The organism is Streptomyces sp. NPDC048612 (assembly GCF_043199295.1).
Taxonomy (GTDB): domain Bacteria; phylum Actinomycetota; class Actinomycetes; order Streptomycetales; family Streptomycetaceae; genus Streptomyces.
Genome location: NZ_JBICVV010000019.1, coordinates 78,749 through 96,438 on the forward strand (window position 1 = coordinate 78,749; position 17,690 = coordinate 96,438).

Consider the following 17,690-nt stretch of genomic DNA (forward strand, 5'->3'; position numbering starts at 1 on the left):
GATGTCATCCGGCGGGGCAGAACCCGCGCAGGCCGAGGGTCAGGGCGGTGCGGACAGCCCCGGTGACCCAGGTGGCCGTGCACCCGTGCGCGACCTCCAGGGGCCGCCCGTATGGCAGAGCAGCCGGCCCGGATCGATCTACGACTACATCCGTGTGGCCTCCTTCTCGCTCGGCCCCGACGGGCGGATCGAGCAGTGGAGCGAACGGGCGGAGCAGATGCTCGGCATCCCCGCCCGTTACGCGCTCGGCAAGGACCCCGTCGAGGCGTTCGTCCCCCGGGAGTTGCGGGAGACCGGCCACCGCAAGGTGTCCGAGATACTCGACGGCCGGGAGTGGACCGGCCTGGTGCCCTACCGCAGGGAAGTGAACGGCACGGCCGACGGCCTCGCCGAGATCTATGTGATGCCGTCCCGCAACGAGGACGGCGAGCGCGCCGCGGTCTGTCTGGTCGTCGACGTCCGGGCGCTGCGCGGCATCGAGACCGACCTCGCCGCCTCGCAGGCAGTTTTCGGTCAATCTCCCATGGGCTTCACCCTGTTCGGCACGGACCTGAAGCTGCTGCGGGTCAACGAACGGTTCGCCTCGGTCTTCGGCGGCCCGGCGAGCAAGTACCGCGGCTGCGGACCGCACGACTTCCTGCCGCGCTCCGAGGCCGAGCGGATGACCGCCGCACTGCGCCGCGTCCTGGACACCGGCGAGCCGGTCGCCGAGATGCAGCTGGTCGGTCTGCCGTCCGAGGACGAGGACCGCCGCCGCTGGTCGGTGTCGCTCTACCGGCTGCACGGCGCCAGCGGCCGCCCCATCGGTGTCGCGGCGCTCGCCGCCGACGTCACCGGCCGCCGCCGGGCCGAGCGCGAGGCCGCCAGCGCCCGCCGCAACCTCGCCCTGCTCAACGAGGCCGGCGCCCGGATAGGCAACTCCCTCGACCTGGAGACCACCGCCCGCACCCTGCTGGACGTCGCCGTCCCGCAGTTCTGCGACCTGGCCTCGGTGGACCTCTACCAGGGCCTGCTGTCCGGCGACGAGGCCCCGCCAGGGATGAGCGACGGCAGCGCCGAACTCCGCCGGGTCGCCTTCGCCAGCGCCGTCTCGGACGCCCCGCTCGCCACCGCCTCCGGCGTCCTCGGCGACACACCTGCCCCGGTCGCGGTCGGAGCCGTCCACCGCTACCCCTTCAACTCCCCCTGCGCGGGCGCCCTGCGCACCGCCCAGGCACAGATCATCCCGGCCCGGGAGAGCGACGACGGGCCCGAGCTGGGCGCCGTCGTGCACTCCACCCTCGCCGTCCCGATGGTCGCCCGGGACACCGTCGTCGGGCTGGTGCAGTTCTCCCGCACCAAGGGCAGCGAGCCCTTCGGTGAGCGCGACACCGCGCTCGCCGTCGAACTGGCCGCGCGCGCCGCGGTCTGTATCGACAACGCCCGCCTCTACCGCCGGGAGCACGAACGCGCGCTGATATTGCAGCGCAGTCTGCTGCCGCCCGGCGACCCGGAGGCGGCCGGCCTGGACATCGCCTGCCGCTATCTGCCCGGCACCACCGCCACCGAGGTCGGCGGCGACTGGTTCGATGTCATCGAACTCCCCGGCCACCGCACCGCACTCGTCGTCGGCGACGTCATGGGGCGCGGACTGCGCGCCGCCGTGGCCATGGGCGAACTGCGCACCGCCGTCCGCACGCTGGCACTGCTGGACCTGGAACCGGCCGAGGTGCTCTCGGCCCTGGACGAGATCGCCCGCGGGCTCGGCGGCGACGGCGACGGCCGGTCCACGGTCCGCTCCGCCCGCGGCCGCTCCGGAAGCGCCGAGAACACCCCCGAGAAGGGCTCGGCCCGCACCGCCGACCTCTCCGAGGTCTACCTCGCCACCTGCGTCTACGCCGTCTACGACCCGGTCACCCGGCGCTGCACGATCGCCAACGCCGGGCATCTGCCGCCGGTGCTGGTCGAGGACGGCGAGGACGCGCTGCTGCTCGACGTCCCGCCGGGGATGCCGCTGGGCGTCGGCGGGGAGCCGTTCGAGGAGATCGAGGTCGAGCTTCCGGACGGCGCGCTGCTGGCCCTCTACACCGACGGCCTGGTGGAGTCCCGCCACCACCCGCTGGACGAGGGGCTCCGGGCGTTCCGTACGGCCCTCTCCGGCGCCGACCGCCCGCTGGAGGACGCCTGCGACCACGTCCTCAACGCCCTGGACACCTCGCACGGCGAGGACGACATCGCGCTGCTGATGGCACGGGTCCACGGGCTGCCCAAGGACGCGGTGGGCGACTGGAACCTGGCGCCCGAGCCGCGCTCGGTGGCCCGCGCCCGCGAACTCGCCCGCGACCAGCTCACGGACTGGGGCCTCCAGGACCTGGTCGACACCACCGAACTGCTGGTCAGCGAGCTGGTGACCAACGCGCTGCGGCACGGCCACGGCGAGATCCGGCTGCGGCTGCTGCTGGACCGCTCGCTGGTCTGCGAGGTCTGGGACGCCGACCTCGCCCAGCCGCGCCGCCGCCGCGCCCGCGACACCGATGAGGGCGGCCGCGGCCTCCAGCTCGTCGGGCTGCTGAGCGAGGGCTGGGGCAGCCGCCGCACCCCGCGCGGCAAGACCGTGTGGTTCGAACTCGCCCTGCCCGACGGGAAGTCCACGGCGGTGGACCCGGCGGAGGCCCTGCTGAGCCTGTTCTGACAGGCGGGCGGACGGACGCGGCGCGCCGCGGGGGCCGGGAGTGACACCGGCCCCCGCGTGCGCACCCGACGGATCACTCCGAACGGCGCCGGATCTTGTTCCCGAGCCACACCAGCGGGTCGTACTTACGGTCCGCAGCGCGCTCCTTCAGCGGGATCAGCGCATTGTCGGTGATCTTGATGTGCTCGGGGCAGACCTCGGTGCAGCACTTGGTGATGTTGCAGTAGCCCAGGCCGTGGTCGTCCTGCGCGGTCGCCTTGCGGTCGAGCCCCGACTCCGCCGCCGCGTCCAGCGGGTGCATGTCCAGCTCGGCGATCCGCATCAGGAACCGCGGACCGGCGAACGCGGCCTTGTTCTCCTCGTGGTCGCGCACCACATGGCAGGTGTCCTGGCACAGGAAGCACTCGATGCACTTACGGAACTCCTGCGAGCGGCCGACGTCCTCCTGCTGCATGCGGTACTCGCCCGGCCCCAGATCCGGGGGCGGCACGAACGACGGGACCTCACGGGCCTTGGCGTAGTTGAAGGACACATCCGTGACCAGGTCACGGACCACCGGGAAGGCCCGCAGCGGCGTGATCGTCAGGGTCTCCGTACGGTCGAAGACCGACATCCGGGTCATACACATCAGCCGCGGCCGCCCGTTGATCTCCGCGCTGCACGAACCGCACTTGCCCGCCTTGCAGTTCCAGCGCACCGCGAGATCGGGGGCCTGGGTCGCCTGGAGACGGTGGACGATGTCCAGCACCACCTCCCCCTCGTGCACCTCGACCGTGAAGTCCGCCAGCTCCCCGGCGTCCGCGTCGCCCCGCCACACCCGGAAGTGCGCCTGGTAGGCCCCGGACTGCTGTTCTGTCTGCGCCTGGCTCACCGGCTCAGCTCCTCGTCGGTCAGATACTTCGCCAGCTCGTCCTTCTCGAACAGTTCCAGCAGATCGCGGCGGATCGGCGGGTTCTCGCGGCGGGAGAGCCGGATCTGGCCCAGCGCCGGGTCCGCCGCCCGTGAGTCGCCCAGCGGATCGGCGAGTTCACAGACCAGGTTGATCTGGCGCCAGTGCCGGTCCATCGCCGGATGGTCGTCACGGGTGTGCCCGCCCCGGCTCTCCTCACGCTCCAGCGCCGCCCGCGCCACACACTCGCTGACCAGCAGCATGTTCCGCAGATCCAGCGACAGGTGCCAGCCCGGGTTGTACTGCCGGTGCCCCTCGACACCGGCCCGCCGGGCCCGTACCCGCAGATCGGCCAGCCGCTTGAGGGCCTCGAACATCTCGCCCTCCTTGCGGATGATGCCGACCAGGTCGTTCATCGCCTGCTGGAGCTCCTGGTGCAGGGTGTACGGGTTCTCCGCCGGGACCCGGCCGCCGTCCGCGGTGCCCCCGGCGGCCTCGGTGTCCTCGGCGCTGAACGGGCGCAGCGCCTCCGCCTCCGCCGCGTCGATCTGCAGCGGGTCGGGCACCGGCCGGTCGGTCAGCGACTGCGCGTACTCGGCCGCGTGCAGCCCCGCCCGGCGGCCGAACACCAGCAGGTCGGACAGCGAGTTGCCGCCCAGCCGGTTGGAGCCGTGCATCCCGCCGGCCACCTCACCGGCCGCGAACAGCCCCGGCACCCCGGTCGCCGCCGCGGTGTCCGGATCGACGTCCACCCCGCCCATCACGTAGTGGCAGGTCGGGCCGACCTCCATCGGCTCGGCGGTGATGTCCACGTCCGCCAGCTCCTTGAACTGGTGGTGCATCGAGGGCAGCCGACGGATGATCACCTCGGCCGGCATCCGTGTGGAGACATCCAGAAAGACCCCGCCGTGCGGGGAGCCGCGGCCCGCCTTGACCTCGGCGTTGATGGCCCGCGCCACCTCGTCGCGGGGCAGCAGCTCGGGCGGGCGGCGGTTCTGCTCCGGGTCCTCGTACCAGCGGTCGCCCTCGTCCTCGGTCTCCGCGTACTTCTCCTTGAAGACGTCCGGGACGTAGTCGAACATGAAGCGCTTGCCCTCGCTGTTGCGCAGCACCCCGCCGTCGCCGCGGACGGACTCGGTGACGAGGATGCCCTTCACCGACGGCGGCCAGACCATGCCGGTCGGGTGGAACTGCACGAACTCCATGTTGATCAGCGGCGCCCCGGCCAGCAGCGCCAGCGCGTGCCCGTCGCCGGTGTACTCCCAGGAGTTGGAGGTCACCTTGAAGGACTTGCCGATACCGCCGGTGGCCAGCACCACCGCCGGTGCCTCCAGCACGAAGAAGCGGCCGGACTCCCGTTCGTAGCAGAAGGCGCCGGAGACCCGGCCGTCTGTCTTGAGGACGCGGGTGACCGTGCACTCCTGGAAGACCTTCAACCGGGCGTCGTACGCGCCGTGTTCCTTCTCGTCCTCCTGCTGCAGCGAGACGATCTTCTGCTGGAGGGTACGGATCAGCTCCAGGCCCGTACGGTCGCCGACGTGGGCGAGGCGCGGGTACTCGTGGCCGCCGAAGTTGCGCTGGGAGATCCGGCCGTCGGCAGTGCGGTCGAAGAGCGCGCCCCAGGTCTCCAGCTCCCACACCCGGTCGGGAGCCTCCCGGGCGTGCAGCTCGGCCATCCGCCACTGGTTCAGGAACTTGCCGCCGCGCATGGTGTCCCGGAAGTGGACCTGCCAGTTGTCATGCTCGTTGGCGTTGCCCATGCTGGCCGCGATACCGCCCTCGGCCATCACCGTATGGGCCTTGCCGAACAGGGACTTGCAGATCACGGCCGTCCGCATGCCGGCTTCGCGGGCCTCGATCGCGGCCCGCAGTCCGGCGCCGCCGGCGCCCACCACGACCACGTCCCATGCCTGCCGGTCCACATGCGCCATCAGGGGGCACACCTTTCCTTAGGAGTTGTTGTCGTCAGAAGAAGCGCGGGTCCGCGAACGCCCCGCTGGCCAGCAGGAAGACATAGAAGTCCGCGACGGCCACGCTGATCAGGGAGGCCCAGGCGAGCAGCATGTGCCGCGCGTTGAGCTTGCCGACCCAGCCCCACAGCCGGTAGCGCACCGGGTGCTTGGAGAAGTGCCGCAGCCGGCCGCCGACGATGTGCCGACAGGAGTGGCACGACAGGGTGTACGCCCAGATCAGCACGATGTTGACGAGGAAGACGAGGGTGCCCAGGCCCATGTGGCCCCAGGCGTAGTTCTCGTCGCGGAAGGTCAGCGCGGTGTCGTACGTCAGCACGCCGGCGACCAGGATCGCGAAGTAGAAGAAGTAGCGGTGGATGTTCTGCAGGATCAGCGGGAAGCGGGTCTCACCGGTGTACTTCTTGTGCGGTTCGGCGACCGCGCAGGCCGGCGGCGAGGCCCAGAAGCCGCGGTAGTAGGCCTTGCGGTAGTAGTAGCAGGTCAGCCGGAAGCCCAGCGGGAAGATCAGGATCAGCAACGCGGGGGACAGGCCCCACCAGCTGCCGAAGATCTCCCAGTTGGGGCCGCCGCGCATGGTGTGGCAGTTCTCCGCCAGGCACGGCGAGTAGAACGGCGAGACATAGGGCGCGGCGTAGTAGTCGGCGTTCGAGAAGGCCCGCCAGGTCGAGTAGACGATGAACGCGAGCAGCCCGGCGGCGGTGCAGGCCGGCGCCAGCCACCAGCGGTCGGTGCGCAGATGACGGGCGGGGATGGCGGCGCGCGAGGCGCTGTGCACGCCGGTCGCGCCCGCGTGCGAGGAGGGTTCGGTGCCAGTGGCCAACGTCGGTCTCCGTGAAGGGCGCTCCGGCCGGATGCTTCCACCGGGGCGGCAACGGGGTAGGGGTCTGAGTGGGGCGAAGCCACCCCCTAAGGGGCCTCCACCAGGGGTTCTCCCCTAGGGCGCGTGGCCGTTCCGGCAGCCGAGACCCTCGTCCTGGGCGTCGGTCCACAGCGCGGAGTTGTAGGGGGCGTCGGAGATCGGCACCATCTCGGCCTCGGGCGTGCGCCGGTGCGCGGGGGGAGCGGCCGCGACGCTCTGCTTCAGCAGGGTGAGACTCTCGCGCAGATGGTCGGTGTCCGTACGGACCCGGCGGATGTCCAGGCCGGCGCCGAGCTGCGTCTCCAGTTTTCCCACCGACCGGACCAGGTCGTCCACGTTGCGCTCAACCGCCGTCATTGCGTCCTGAAGGGACATATAACGTGCCCTCACTTTTGAAGGTGTGGTGGGCGATCTCATGCGCCCGAGAGTGTCGCGCGTCACAGTAGGGGTTGGGAAGGGGTCCAGCGTGATTACGACTCGAACCGGTGCGTTTCGGCAACCATGCGCCTCGGCGTAGGTCGAACGCGGTTACGGGAGAGGGCGGGGCGGAGCGGTGCCCGCACCCCCGTGAACCCCTGGTGAACCCCCTGCGAACCCCGTCGTGACGTGCTCCGGGGGCCGGATGTTGGGCCGGGCGGGTGGCCTTGGCGCGGTGGCCGCCGTGTCGGGTCGCCGGTCCGGCCGCGGTCGCTTTCAGTAGGGGAGCCATAGATGTGATGAGCCGCAAAGTCGGCCGAACGTGGTGCGCCGGTCAGCCCGAGGCGGCGCTCGGCGCGGCGCGGGCGAGCCCGGAGGTAACCGTCATGACCGACCACGACCACCCCGCAGGCCGCCGCGCGGTGTGCCGCAGACGCCGCTGTGCCGCGCTCATCGCGGCGGGGGCGCTGCTCCCGCTGCCGGCCCTGGCCGGATGCAGTGAGGACGGCCGGGGGGCGTCCTCCGCGGCGTCCCAGGACATCGCCCCGGCACCCCGCGGCGAGCTGAAGAACGGCGGCACCCTGCGCTGGGCCGTCGACGCGATGCCCGGCACCCTCAACGCCTTCCAGTCCGACGCCGACGCGACCACCGCGCGGATCGCCGGTGCGGTGCTGCCCAGCATGTTCACCATCGACGCGAGCGGCAGGCCGCAGCGCAACGCCGACTTCCTCGACGCCGCGGACGTCAGCGCCCGTGACCCCAAGCAGGTCGTCACGTACAAGATCAACCCCAAGGCGCGGTGGAGCGACGGCCGGGCGGTCACCGCCGCCGACTTCGTCGCCCAGTGGACCGCGCTGCGCGGCAAGGACAACGCGTACTGGACCGCGCGCAACGCCGGCTACGACCGGATCGGCAAGGTCGAGCAGGGCGCGAACGCCCGCGAGGTCAAGGTCACCTTCGCCCGCCCCTACGCCGACTGGCGGTCCCTGTTCACGCCGCTCTACCCCAAGAGCGTGATGGGCAGCGCCGACGCCTTCAACGACGGCGCACGGGAGCAGCTCAAGGTCGGCGCCGGCCCGTTCCTCGTCCAGAAGCGGGACGCCAAGGAGGGACGCGTCGTCCTCGCCCGCAATCCGAAGTGGTGGGGCGACACCGCCAAGCTCAAGCGGATCGTGCTGCAGTCGCTGCCCGGCGACAAGCGGGCCGCGGCGCTGGCCGACGGCAGCGTCGACGTCGCCGCGGTCGACCAGGTCGCCGCGAAGCGGGTGGCCTCCGCCCGGCGGGCCGGCCCCGGCCCGCACGCGCCCGCCGACGGCAACGCCGGCCCGCAGGGCGACGGGAAGCGGGCCGGCGCCAAGGCCGCCCCCGCGGAGAACTCCGCACTGCGCGGCTACACCATCCGCAAGGCGCTGGAGCCCGCCTACACCCAGCTCGCCCTCAACGGCAGCAGCGGGCCGCTGGCCGACGACCGGGTGCGCCGGGCGGTGGCCCGCGCCCTCGACCGGCAGGCGCTCGCCGACACCGTCCTCAAGCCGCTCGACCTGCCGTCCAAGGCGCTCGGCAGCCATCTGCTGATGGCCGGGCAGTACGGCTACGCCGACCACAGCGCCGCGCTCGGCGAGCAGGACGCCGGGGCGGCCAAGGCGCTCCTCGCGGACGCCGGCTGGAAGAGTGACGGCGCCGACCGCCAGCAGGCGGGCGCGCCGGGACCCGACGGGCGGTCGTCCGACGAGGGCGACGAGCGGTCGGACGGCCGGTACGCCGACGACGGGTACGGGGACGACGGGTACGGGGACGAGTCCGCGGACGACCGGGCGGACACCGGCTCCGACGACCGGAACCCGGGCCGTGCCGGACGGGTCCACGCCGCCGCGCCCGGCCGGGGCGACCGGCCCGCCGCCGCCGAGGCCCCGCTGTCCTTCACCGGCGCGGTCGGCTCGGAGGTCCAGCAGTCCGCGCTGCTGCGGCAGAGCGCCTCGTTCTACAAGCAGGCGGCCGCCAGTGAGAAGGCCGAAGCGGACGGTGACACCGGGTCCCGGGCGTACGACAGGTACAAGCGGTACAAGAAGCGGGCGGCGGAGTCGCTCGGCGCGGCCGAGATGATCGAGACCGGGCAGGCCCGGCAGTTGCCGGGGTCCGGCGGGCACCCGGGCGCCCGGCACGCCGCCGTGGAGCGCGCCGGGGACGCGGTGGCCGCGCCGCAGCCGGCCGACGGCAAGACGTCCCGGATCGCCGCCGTCAAGAAGAACGGCAAGCCGCTCACCCTGCGCTTCGTGCTCCCCGACGGCGCCGGCTCCGAGCAGCTGCGCACCGTCGGACGGCGGATCGCCTCGATGCTCGGCAAGATCGGCGTCCAGACCTCCCTCCAGCGGGTCTCCGACGCCAGCTACTTCCAGGACCACATCGCCTCCGGCGACTACGACCTGGCGCTGTACTCCTGGCCCGGCACCGCCTACCCGGCGACCGACGCCCGCCCGATCTACGCCAAGCCGCAGCCCGCGCCCGACGGTTCGCTGACCGTCGAGCAGAACTACACCCGGGTCGGCACCGACCACATCGACCAGCTCTTCGACCAGGCCGCCTCCGAGCTGGACGAGGGCGCAGCGCACACCCTGGTGGCGCAGGCCGACGCCCGGATCTGGGCGGCCGCCGGTTCGGTCCCGCTCTACCAGCGGCCCGAGCTGGTGGCGACGAAGAAGTCGCTCGCCAACGTCGGCGCCTTCGGCTTCGCCACCCCCCGCTTCCAGGACATCGGCTACCAGAAGTAGGGTGCCGCGCAGGCGGATATAGAGTAAGAAACCGCAGGTCATAGCGCATATGTACGGGCCGCGGCGGCCCTTGCCGCCGCGGCCCCGTACGATGGGGTGAGGCCGTGGCTTCGTTATGCCCGGCGGGCGCGCGTGCCGGATGGCCGCGTCGCCACCCACGATTCCGGGAGAAGCGCCGCCAGTATGCCCACCCGTCACGACATTCGTAACGTTGCCATCGTCGCCCACGTCGACCACGGGAAGACCACCCTCGTCGACGCCATGCTCAAGCAGGCCGGCTCGTTCGCCGAGCACGCCGCCGAGAAGCTCGACGACCGGATGATGGACTCCAACGACCTGGAGCGTGAGAAGGGCATCACGATCCTCGCCAAGAACACGGCGGTGAAATATCACCCCAAGGACGGCGGGGACCCGATCACGATCAACATCATCGACACCCCCGGCCACGCCGACTTCGGTGGCGAGGTCGAGCGCGGTCTGTCGATGGTCGACGCGGTCGTCCTGCTGGTCGACGCCTCCGAGGGTCCGCTGCCGCAGACCCGCTTCGTGCTCCGCAAGGCCCTCGCGGCCCGGATGCCGGTCATCCTGTGCATCAACAAGACCGACCGCCCCGACTCCCGGATCGACGAGGTCGTCAACGAGACCTACGACCTGTTCCTGGACCTGGACGCGGACGAGGACCAGATCGAGTTCCCGATCGTCTACGCCTGCGCCCGTGACGGCGTCGCGTCGCTGACCAAGCCGGAGGACGGCACCGTCCCGGCCGACAGCACCAACCTGGAGCCGTTCTTCACCACGCTCCTGGAGTCGGTCCCCGCCCCGCAGTACGACGCGGAGGCCCCGCTCCAGGCGCACGTCACCAACCTGGACGCGGACAACTTCCTCGGCCGTATCGCGCTGCTCCGGGTCGAGCAGGGCGAGCTGCGCAAGGGCCAGAACGTCGCGTGGATCAAGCGTGACGGCAGCATCGCCAACGTCCGCATCACCGAGCTGATGATGACCGAGGCGCTCACCCGCAAGCCCGCCGAGGTGGCAGGCCCCGGTGACATCTGCGCCGTCGCCGGTATCCCCGACATCATGATCGGCGAGACCCTGGCCGACCCGGAGAACCCGGTCGCGCTGCCGCTGATCACGGTCGACGAGCCGGCGATCTCCATGACCATCGGTACCAACACCTCGCCGCTGGTCGGCCGGGGCGGCACCGGCAAGGGCGCGGACGCCAAGGCCGCGGTCAAGGACCGCAAGGTCACCGCCCGCCAGGTCAAGGACCGCCTGGAGCGGGAGCTGATCGGTAACGTCTCGCTGCGCGTCCTGGAGACCGAGCGCCCCGACGCCTGGGAGGTGCAGGGCCGCGGTGAGCTGGCGCTGGCCATCCTGGTCGAGCAGATGCGCCGTGAGGGCTTCGAGATGACCATCGGCAAGCCGCAGGTGGTCACCAAGCAGGTCGACGGCAAGACCTACGAGCCCGTCGAGCGGATGACCATCGACGTGCCCGAGGAGCACATGGGCGCCGTCACCCAGCTCATGGGTGTCCGCAAGGGCCGGATGGACAACATGTCCAACCACGGCTCCGGCTGGGTCCGCATGGAGTTCGTCGTCCCGTCCCGCGGCCTGATCGGCTTCCGTACGGAGTTCCTGACCAACACCCGCGGCACCGGCATCGCGCACTCGATCCACGAGGGCCACGAGCCGTGGTTCGGCACGCTCACCACCCGTAACAACGGCTCCCTGGTCGCCGACCGCTCCGGTGCCGTCACCGCCTTCGCGATGACGAACCTCCAGGAGCGCGGTGTGCTGTTCACCGAGCCCGGCACCGAGGTGTACGAGGGCATGATCGTCGGCGAGAACTCCCGCGCCGACGACATGGACGTGAACATCACCAAGGAGAAGAAGCTCACCAACATGCGCTCCTCCTCGGCCGACTCGTTCGAGGCGATCGTGCCGCCGCGGAAGCTGTCGCTGGAGCAGTCCCTGGAGTTCTGCCGCGACGACGAGTGCGTCGAGGTGACCCCGGAGGCCGTGCGCATCCGCAAGGTCGTCCTGGACCACAAGGAGCGCGGCCGCACCGCTTCCCGCGCGAAGCGGTAACGGCTTCCGCCGGTACTCCGGCAGGCTCTGATGGGGCGTCCCTCCGTGTGAGGGGCGCCCCATCGCCGTGCGGGGGCCGTTCCGCGGCCGTGTTGTCAGTGGCCGGCGGTTCGCGGTGGCGTCCGTGTCTCACAGAGAGGGGTCTCCGGGGGCTCCCCGGGGCGCCCCCGTTTCCTCCCCGATCGGGCATCCGAGGGGTTTCTCAGGTTTCCGGAGCAGTGGCGCACGCCGCCGGAGTGCGGTACCTCCCGCTGTGCGGTCTTATGTGGCCCTAGGCATGATCCCGGAGCTGAGGAGGCGTCATGCGGAGAGCCACGTGCGCGAAGTGGGGCGCGTGCGCCGTCACCGTCGCCCTCGTGGCCACGGGGTGCGGGGGAGGGAGCGCCGCGAACCGCTCCGGGGTCGTCAGCGCCTCCTGGGGAGATCCGCAGAATCCGCTGGAGCCGGCGAACACCAACGAGGTCCAGGGCGGCAAGGTCCTGGAGATGCTGTTCCGCGGGCTCAAGCGCTACAACCCGAAGACCGGCGCCGCGGAGAACGTCATCGCGGACCGCATCGAGACCACGGACTCACAGAACTTCACCGTGACGCTGAAGGACGGCTGGACCTTCAGCAACGGGGAGAAGGTCACCGCCAAGTCCTTCGTGGACGCCTGGAATTACGGCGCGCTGCTGACCAACAAGCAGAAGAACGCACCGTTCTTCCAGTACATCGACGGCTTCGCGCAGGTGCACCCGGACAAGGGCGTCCCGCGGGCCAGGACCCTGTCGGGGCTGGTGGTGAAGGACGACCGGACCTTCACCGTCAGGCTCAACCAGAAGTTCTCCAGCTGGCCGGACACGCTGGGCTACTCGGCCTTCATGCCGCTGCCGCAGTCGTTCTTCCGCGACCACGACGCCTGGATCGACAAGCCGGTCGGGAACGGGCCGTACACCGTGGACTCCTACGAGAAGGGGTCCGTGCTGCGGATGCGGAAGTGGGACGCCTATCCGGGGGACGACCCGGCGCGCAACGGCGGCATCGACCTGCGGGTCTACACGGACAACAACACCGCCTACACCGACCTCCAGGCGGGCAACCTCGACCTGGTCGACGACATTCCGGCCGCACAGCTCAAGAACGTACGGGCGGATCTCGGCGGCCGCTACATCAACCAGCCGGCCGGGATCATCCAGACCCTCACCTTTCCCATGTACGACAAGCGCTGGGGGCGGCCGGGCGCGGAGAAGATGCGCCGCGGCCTCTCGATGGCGATCGACCGCGACCAGATCACCCGGGAGATCTTCCAGAAGACCCGCACGCCCGCCACGGACTGGACCTCACCGGTGCTGGGGGAGGAGGGCGGCTACCGGGCCGGGCTGTGCGGCGAGGCCTGTGAGTTCCACCCGGCGCAGGCGAAACAGCTGGTCAAGGAGGGCGGCGGGCTCCCCGGCGGCAGCATCTCCCTCGCCTACAACGCCGACACCGGGTCCCACAAGGACTGGATCGACGCGATCTGCAACAGCATCAACAAGTCGCTGGGAGACGACCAGGCATGTGTCGGCGCCCCCGTCGGCACCTTCGCCGACTTCCGGAACAAGATCAGCGCCAGGCGGATGAGCGGCCCCTTCCGGGCCGGCTGGCAGATGGACTACCCGCTGATCCAGAACTTCCTTCAGCCGCTGTACTACACCAACGCCTCCTCCAACGACGGAAAGTTCAGCAACGCCTCCTTCGACAAGCTGGTGAACGAGGCGAACGCGGACACCGACCCGCGGCAGGCCGTCGCCACCTTCCAGGACGCGGAGAAGATCCTCGCCACCCAGATGCCGGCCATTCCGCTCTGGTACCAGAACGGCAGCGGCGGCTACTCGGACCGGATCAGCAATGTCTCGCTGAACCCCTTCAGCGTGCCGGTCTACAACGAGATCAAGGTCAACTGACCGTGCCCACGGGCCGTGCGGCGAGAGAGGCCGGTGTTCCATGGGACGCTATGTGATCCGGCGGCTGCTCCAGATGGTCCCGGTGTTCCTCGGCAGCACCTTCCTCATCTTCTTCATGGTGTACGCCCTGGGCGACCCCGTGGCCGCGATGTTCGGCGAACGGGCACCCGACCCCGCCACCGCCGCCCAGATCCGCCGCGAGCTCTACCTCGACGAGCCGCTCTGGAAGCAGTACCTGCACTACATGGGGCAGATCTTCCAGGGGAACTTCGGCACCGCGTTCAACGGCCAGCCGGTCACCGAGCTGATGGCCTCCGCCTTCCCCGTCACCCTCCGGCTCACCCTCGTCGCCCTCGTCATCGAGATGGTGGTGGGCATCGCGCTGGGCGTCGCCAGCGGGCTCCGGCGCGGCCGGGACCTCGACACCACCGTCCTGGTCCTCACCCTCGTCGTGGTGTCCATCCCCACCTTCGTCAGCGGCTATCTGCTGCAGCTCCTGTTCGGGGTGCAGTGGGCCTGGGCCGCCCCGTCCGTCGCCCCCGAGGCGCCGCTGAACGAACTCCTGCTGCCGGGGCTGGTGCTGGCGCTGGTCTCGCTCGCGTACGTGACCCGGCTGACCCGGACCTCGATCGCGGAGAACGCCCGCGCCGACTACGTCCGCACCGCCCTCGCCAAGGGCCTGCCCCGGCACCGGGTCATCACCCGCCATCTGTTGCGCAACTCGCTGATCCCGGTCGTCACCTTCATCGGCACGGACATCGGCGCCCTGATGGGCGGCGCCATCGTCACCGAGCGCATCTTCAACATCCACGGCGTCGGATACCAGCTCTACCAGGGCATCCTGCGCCAGAACTCACCGACCGTCGTGGGCTTCGTGACCATCCTCGTGCTGGTGTTCCTCCTCGCGAACCTCCTCGTCGACCTGCTGTACGCCGTCCTCGACCCGAGGATTCGTTATGCCTGAGCCCTACGTGCCCAAGGAAGCCATCGGCCACGGCGACGGCGGGTCCGCCGCGCTGGCCATCGGCGAGGCGGAGTCGCTGGAGCGGCGGCCCGGCGCGGCCCCGCCCGGCGCCGGACCACCCGGCGGGGAGCCCACCGGCAAGCCGCGCAGCCTGTGGAGCGACGCCTGGCACGACCTGTACCGCAACCCGGTCTTCGTGCTCTCCGCGCTGGTCATCCTCTTCCTGGTGATCATCGCGATCTGGCCGCAGCTGATCGCCACCGGCAACCCCTACCGCGCCGACCTCGCCAAGGCCCAGCAGGGCTCGCAGCCCGGCCACCCCTTCGGCTTCGACACCCAGGGCCGGGACGTCTACACCCGGGTCGTCTACGGCGCCCGCGCGTCCATCACCGTCGGCGTCTGCGCCACGACCGGTGCGGCGCTGCTCGGCAGCCTGCTGGGCGGGCCGGCCGGGTTCTTCGGCGGCTGGGGCGACACCCTGCTCTCCCGGCTCGCCGACATCTTCTTCGGCATCCCGGTGATCCTCGGCGGCCTGGTCTTCCTCTCCATGGTCACCAGCACCACGGTCTGGCCGGTCGTCGGCTTCATCGTGCTGCTCGGCTGGCCGCAGGTCGCCCGTATCGCCCGCGGCTCCGTCGTCACCGCCAAACAGAACGACTACGTCCAGGCCGCGCGGGCGCTGGGCGCGGGCAACGGACGGCTGCTGCTGCGGCACATCGCGCCGAACGCGGTCGCCCCCGTCATCGTCGTCGCCACCATCGCCCTCGGCACCTTCATCGCGCTGGAGGCGACCCTGTCGTACCTGGGCGCCGGCCTGAAGCCGCCCACCGTCTCCTGGGGCATCGACATCTCCACGGCCTCCCCCTACATCCGCAGCGCGCCGCACATGCTGCTGTGGCCCGCGGGCGCGCTGAGCATCACGGTGCTGGCGTTCATCCTGCTCGGCGACGCGGTGCGCGACGCCCTCGACCCCAAGTTGCGCTGAGGAGCCGGACGATGACGACGACGAGCGACGACACGCGGCCCGCCGGCGCCGGCACGGCCCCCCTGCTCGACGTGCGGGACCTGCGGGTCGAGTTCCGCACCCGGGACGGCGTGGCCAAGGCCGTCAACGGCGTCAGCTACGGGGTGGCGCCCGGGCAGACCCTGGCGGTGCTCGGCGAGTCCGGCTCCGGAAAGTCCGTCACCGCCCAGGCCGTGATGGGCATCCTCGACTCCCCGCCCGGATACGTCACCGGCGGCGAGATCGTCTTCCAGGGCCGCGATCTGCTCACCCTGCGCAAGGACGAACGGCGCAGGGTCCGCGGCGCGAAGATGGCGATGATCTTCCAGGACGCGCTGTCCGCGCTGAACCCGGTGGTCAGCGTCGGCGCCCAGCTCGGGGAGATGTTCCAGGTCCACGAGGGGATGTCCCGCAAGGACGCCCGGGGCAGAGCGGTGGAACTGATGGAGCGGGTCGGCATCCCGGCGGCCAGGGAGCGGGTGGGGGACTATCCGCACCAGTTCTCCGGCGGGATGCGCCAGCGCATCATGATCGCGATGGCGCTGGCCCTCGGCCCTGAGCTGATCATCGCGGACGAGCCGACCACCGCACTGGACGTCACCGTGCAGGCCCAGGTGATGGACCTGCTGGCCGAGCTCCAGCGCGAACTGACCATGGGTCTGATCCTGATCACCCACGACCTGGGCGTGGTCGCGGACGTCGCCGACACGATCGCGGTGATGTACGCCGGCCGGATCGTCGAGACCGCCCCCGTCCACCAGCTCTACCGGGCGCCCGCCCACCCGTACACCCGCGGCCTGCTGGACTCCATCCCCCGCCTGGACCGCAAGGGCCGCCGCCTGTACGCGATCAAGGGCCTCCCGCCCAGCCTGACGGCCATCCCGCCCGGCTGCCCCTTCCACCCGCGCTGCCCCCTGGCCCAGGACATCTGCCGCACCGACCCGCCACCGCTGTACGAGGCCGGCCCCGGCCGCGCCAGCGCGTGCCACTTCTGGAAGGAGACGCTCGATGGCGCACGCTGACGGCGGCGGCCCGCCGCCCGGGGCCGGGACCCCGATTCTGGAAGTCCGTGATCTGGTCAAGCACTTCCCGCTCACCCAGGGGGTGCTCTTCCGGAAGCAGGTCGGTGCGGTCAAGGCCGTCGACGGGGTGTCCTTCGACCTCCATCAGGGCGAGACGCTGGGCATCGTCGGGGAATCGGGGTGCGGCAAGTCCACCGTCGCCAAGCTGCTGGTCGGCCTGGAGCGGCCGACGGCCGGTCAGATCCGGTACCGGGGCGAGGACATCAGCACCCTCTCGGACCGGGCGCTGAAGGCCGTACGGCGCAACATCCAGATGGTCTTCCAGGACCCCTACACCTCCCTGAACCCCCGGATGACCGTCGGGGACATCATCGGCGAGCCCTACGAGATCCACCCCGAGGCGGCCCCCAAGGGGGACCGCCGCCGAAAGGTGCAGGAACTCCTGGAAGTGGTGGGGCTCAACCCCGAGTTCATCCACCGCTATCCGCACCAGTTCTCCGGCGGCCAGCGCCAGCGCATCGGGATCGCCCGCGGCCTGGCACTGCGCCCGGAGATCATCGTGGCCGACGAGCCGGTGTCCGCGCTGGACGTCTCGGTGCAGGCCCAAGTGGTCAACCTGCTGGAGCAGTTGCAGCGGGACTTCGCGCTGTCGTACGTCTTCATCGCGCACGACCTGTCCGTCGTGCGCCACATCTCCGACCGGGTCGCGGTGATGTACCTGGGCCGGCTGGCCGAGACCGGGACCGACGAGCAGATCTACGGGCACCCCACGCACCCGTACACCCAGGCCCTGCTGTCCGCCGTGCCCGTCCCCGACCCGGACGCCCGCGGCCACCGCGACCGCATCCTGCTGGCGGGTGACGTCCCCTCACCCGCGAACCCGCCCTCCGGCTGCCGCTTCCGCACCCGCTGCTGGAAGGCCCGGCAGCTGTGCGCCGAGGTCGTACCGCCCCTGGAGGTGCCCGGGGGCCTCCGGGAGCCGGCGGGGCCTGCCGGGCACGCCTCGGCCTGCCACTTCGCGGAGGAGCGGCATGTGGTGCCGAGCGAGTAGCCGTACGGACCGGGCCGGGCGGCGACGCGGCGACGGGCCCGGCGGGGCGCCGGCGCGGCCCCC

At 71.1% G+C, this 17,690-nt stretch carries 12 protein-coding genes; 8 read left to right on the plus strand and 4 right to left on the minus strand.

Features of this window, described 5'->3' with window-relative positions:
* Position 1: 1 nt before the first annotated feature.
* The gene (locus tag ACGFN2_RS25735; protein ID WP_393364432.1) at positions 2-2,671 is read left to right on the plus strand and encodes a SpoIIE family protein phosphatase; all 2,670 of its coding nucleotides are present in this window, start codon (positions 2-4) and stop codon (positions 2,669-2,671) included.
* 73 nt (positions 2,672-2,744) lie between these two features.
* Here ACGFN2_RS25735 and ACGFN2_RS25740 read toward each other — a convergent pair whose 3' ends face one another.
* From ACGFN2_RS25740 to ACGFN2_RS25755, 4 genes are all read right to left on the minus strand, one after another.
* The gene (locus tag ACGFN2_RS25740) at positions 2,745-3,542 is read right to left on the minus strand and encodes a succinate dehydrogenase/fumarate reductase iron-sulfur subunit (protein ID WP_362605503.1); all 798 of its coding nucleotides are present in this window, start codon (positions 3,540-3,542) and stop codon (positions 2,745-2,747) included.
* Entirely contained in the window at positions 3,539-5,491 is a 1,953-nt protein-coding gene (locus ACGFN2_RS25745) for a fumarate reductase/succinate dehydrogenase flavoprotein subunit (protein ID WP_362605501.1), read from the minus strand. The genes ACGFN2_RS25740 and ACGFN2_RS25745 overlap by 4 nt, the downstream gene beginning before the upstream one ends.
* A 34-nt stretch (positions 5,492-5,525) precedes the next feature.
* Positions 5,526-6,353: a hypothetical protein gene (locus ACGFN2_RS25750; protein ID WP_362605499.1), complete on the minus strand. Its 828-nt coding sequence runs from the start codon at positions 6,351-6,353 to the stop codon at positions 5,526-5,528.
* 114 nt (positions 6,354-6,467) lie between these two features.
* Positions 6,468-6,767: a hypothetical protein gene (locus ACGFN2_RS25755; protein WP_362605497.1), complete on the minus strand. Its 300-nt coding sequence runs from the start codon at positions 6,765-6,767 to the stop codon at positions 6,468-6,470.
* 428 nt (positions 6,768-7,195) lie between these two features.
* Here ACGFN2_RS25755 and ACGFN2_RS25760 point away from each other — a divergent pair, with 428 nt between their 5' ends.
* The 7 genes from ACGFN2_RS25760 to ACGFN2_RS25790 all read left to right on the plus strand — a co-directional run bounded on the left by ACGFN2_RS25760 (position 7,196) and on the right by ACGFN2_RS25790 (position 17,627).
* On the plus strand, positions 7,196-9,577 hold the full coding sequence (locus tag ACGFN2_RS25760) for an ABC transporter family substrate-binding protein (RefSeq protein WP_393364435.1): 2,382 nt from the start codon (positions 7,196-7,198) through the stop codon (positions 9,575-9,577).
* Positions 9,578-9,760: 183 nt separating this feature from the next.
* Positions 9,761-11,665 (plus strand): translational GTPase TypA, encoded by a 1,905-nt coding sequence (gene typA, locus ACGFN2_RS25765; RefSeq protein ID WP_362605495.1) that lies wholly within the window; start codon positions 9,761-9,763, stop codon positions 11,663-11,665.
* A 302-nt stretch (positions 11,666-11,967) separates the two neighbouring features.
* Positions 11,968-13,587, plus strand: a complete 1,620-nt coding sequence (locus ACGFN2_RS25770) for an ABC transporter substrate-binding protein (RefSeq protein WP_393364324.1) — start codon at positions 11,968-11,970, stop codon at positions 13,585-13,587.
* Between the two features lie 40 nt (positions 13,588-13,627).
* Positions 13,628-14,551 carry an ABC transporter permease gene (locus ACGFN2_RS25775; protein WP_362605492.1) on the plus strand — a complete coding sequence of 308 codons (924 nt, stop codon included), beginning with the start codon at positions 13,628-13,630 and terminating at the stop codon, positions 14,549-14,551.
* A complete protein-coding gene (locus ACGFN2_RS25780; protein ID WP_362605490.1) occupies positions 14,544-15,536 on the plus strand; it encodes an ABC transporter permease in 993 nt (330 codons plus the stop codon). The genes ACGFN2_RS25775 and ACGFN2_RS25780 overlap by 8 nt, the downstream gene beginning before the upstream one ends.
* Positions 15,537-15,547: 11 nt before the next feature.
* On the plus strand, positions 15,548-16,576 hold the full coding sequence (locus ACGFN2_RS25785; RefSeq protein ID WP_393364329.1) for an ABC transporter ATP-binding protein: 1,029 nt from the start codon (positions 15,548-15,550) through the stop codon (positions 16,574-16,576).
* A complete protein-coding gene (locus ACGFN2_RS25790) occupies positions 16,563-17,627 on the plus strand; it encodes an ABC transporter ATP-binding protein (RefSeq protein WP_393364332.1) in 1,065 nt (354 codons plus the stop codon). The genes ACGFN2_RS25785 and ACGFN2_RS25790 overlap by 14 nt, the downstream gene beginning before the upstream one ends.
* Positions 17,628-17,690: the final 63 nt, after the last annotated feature.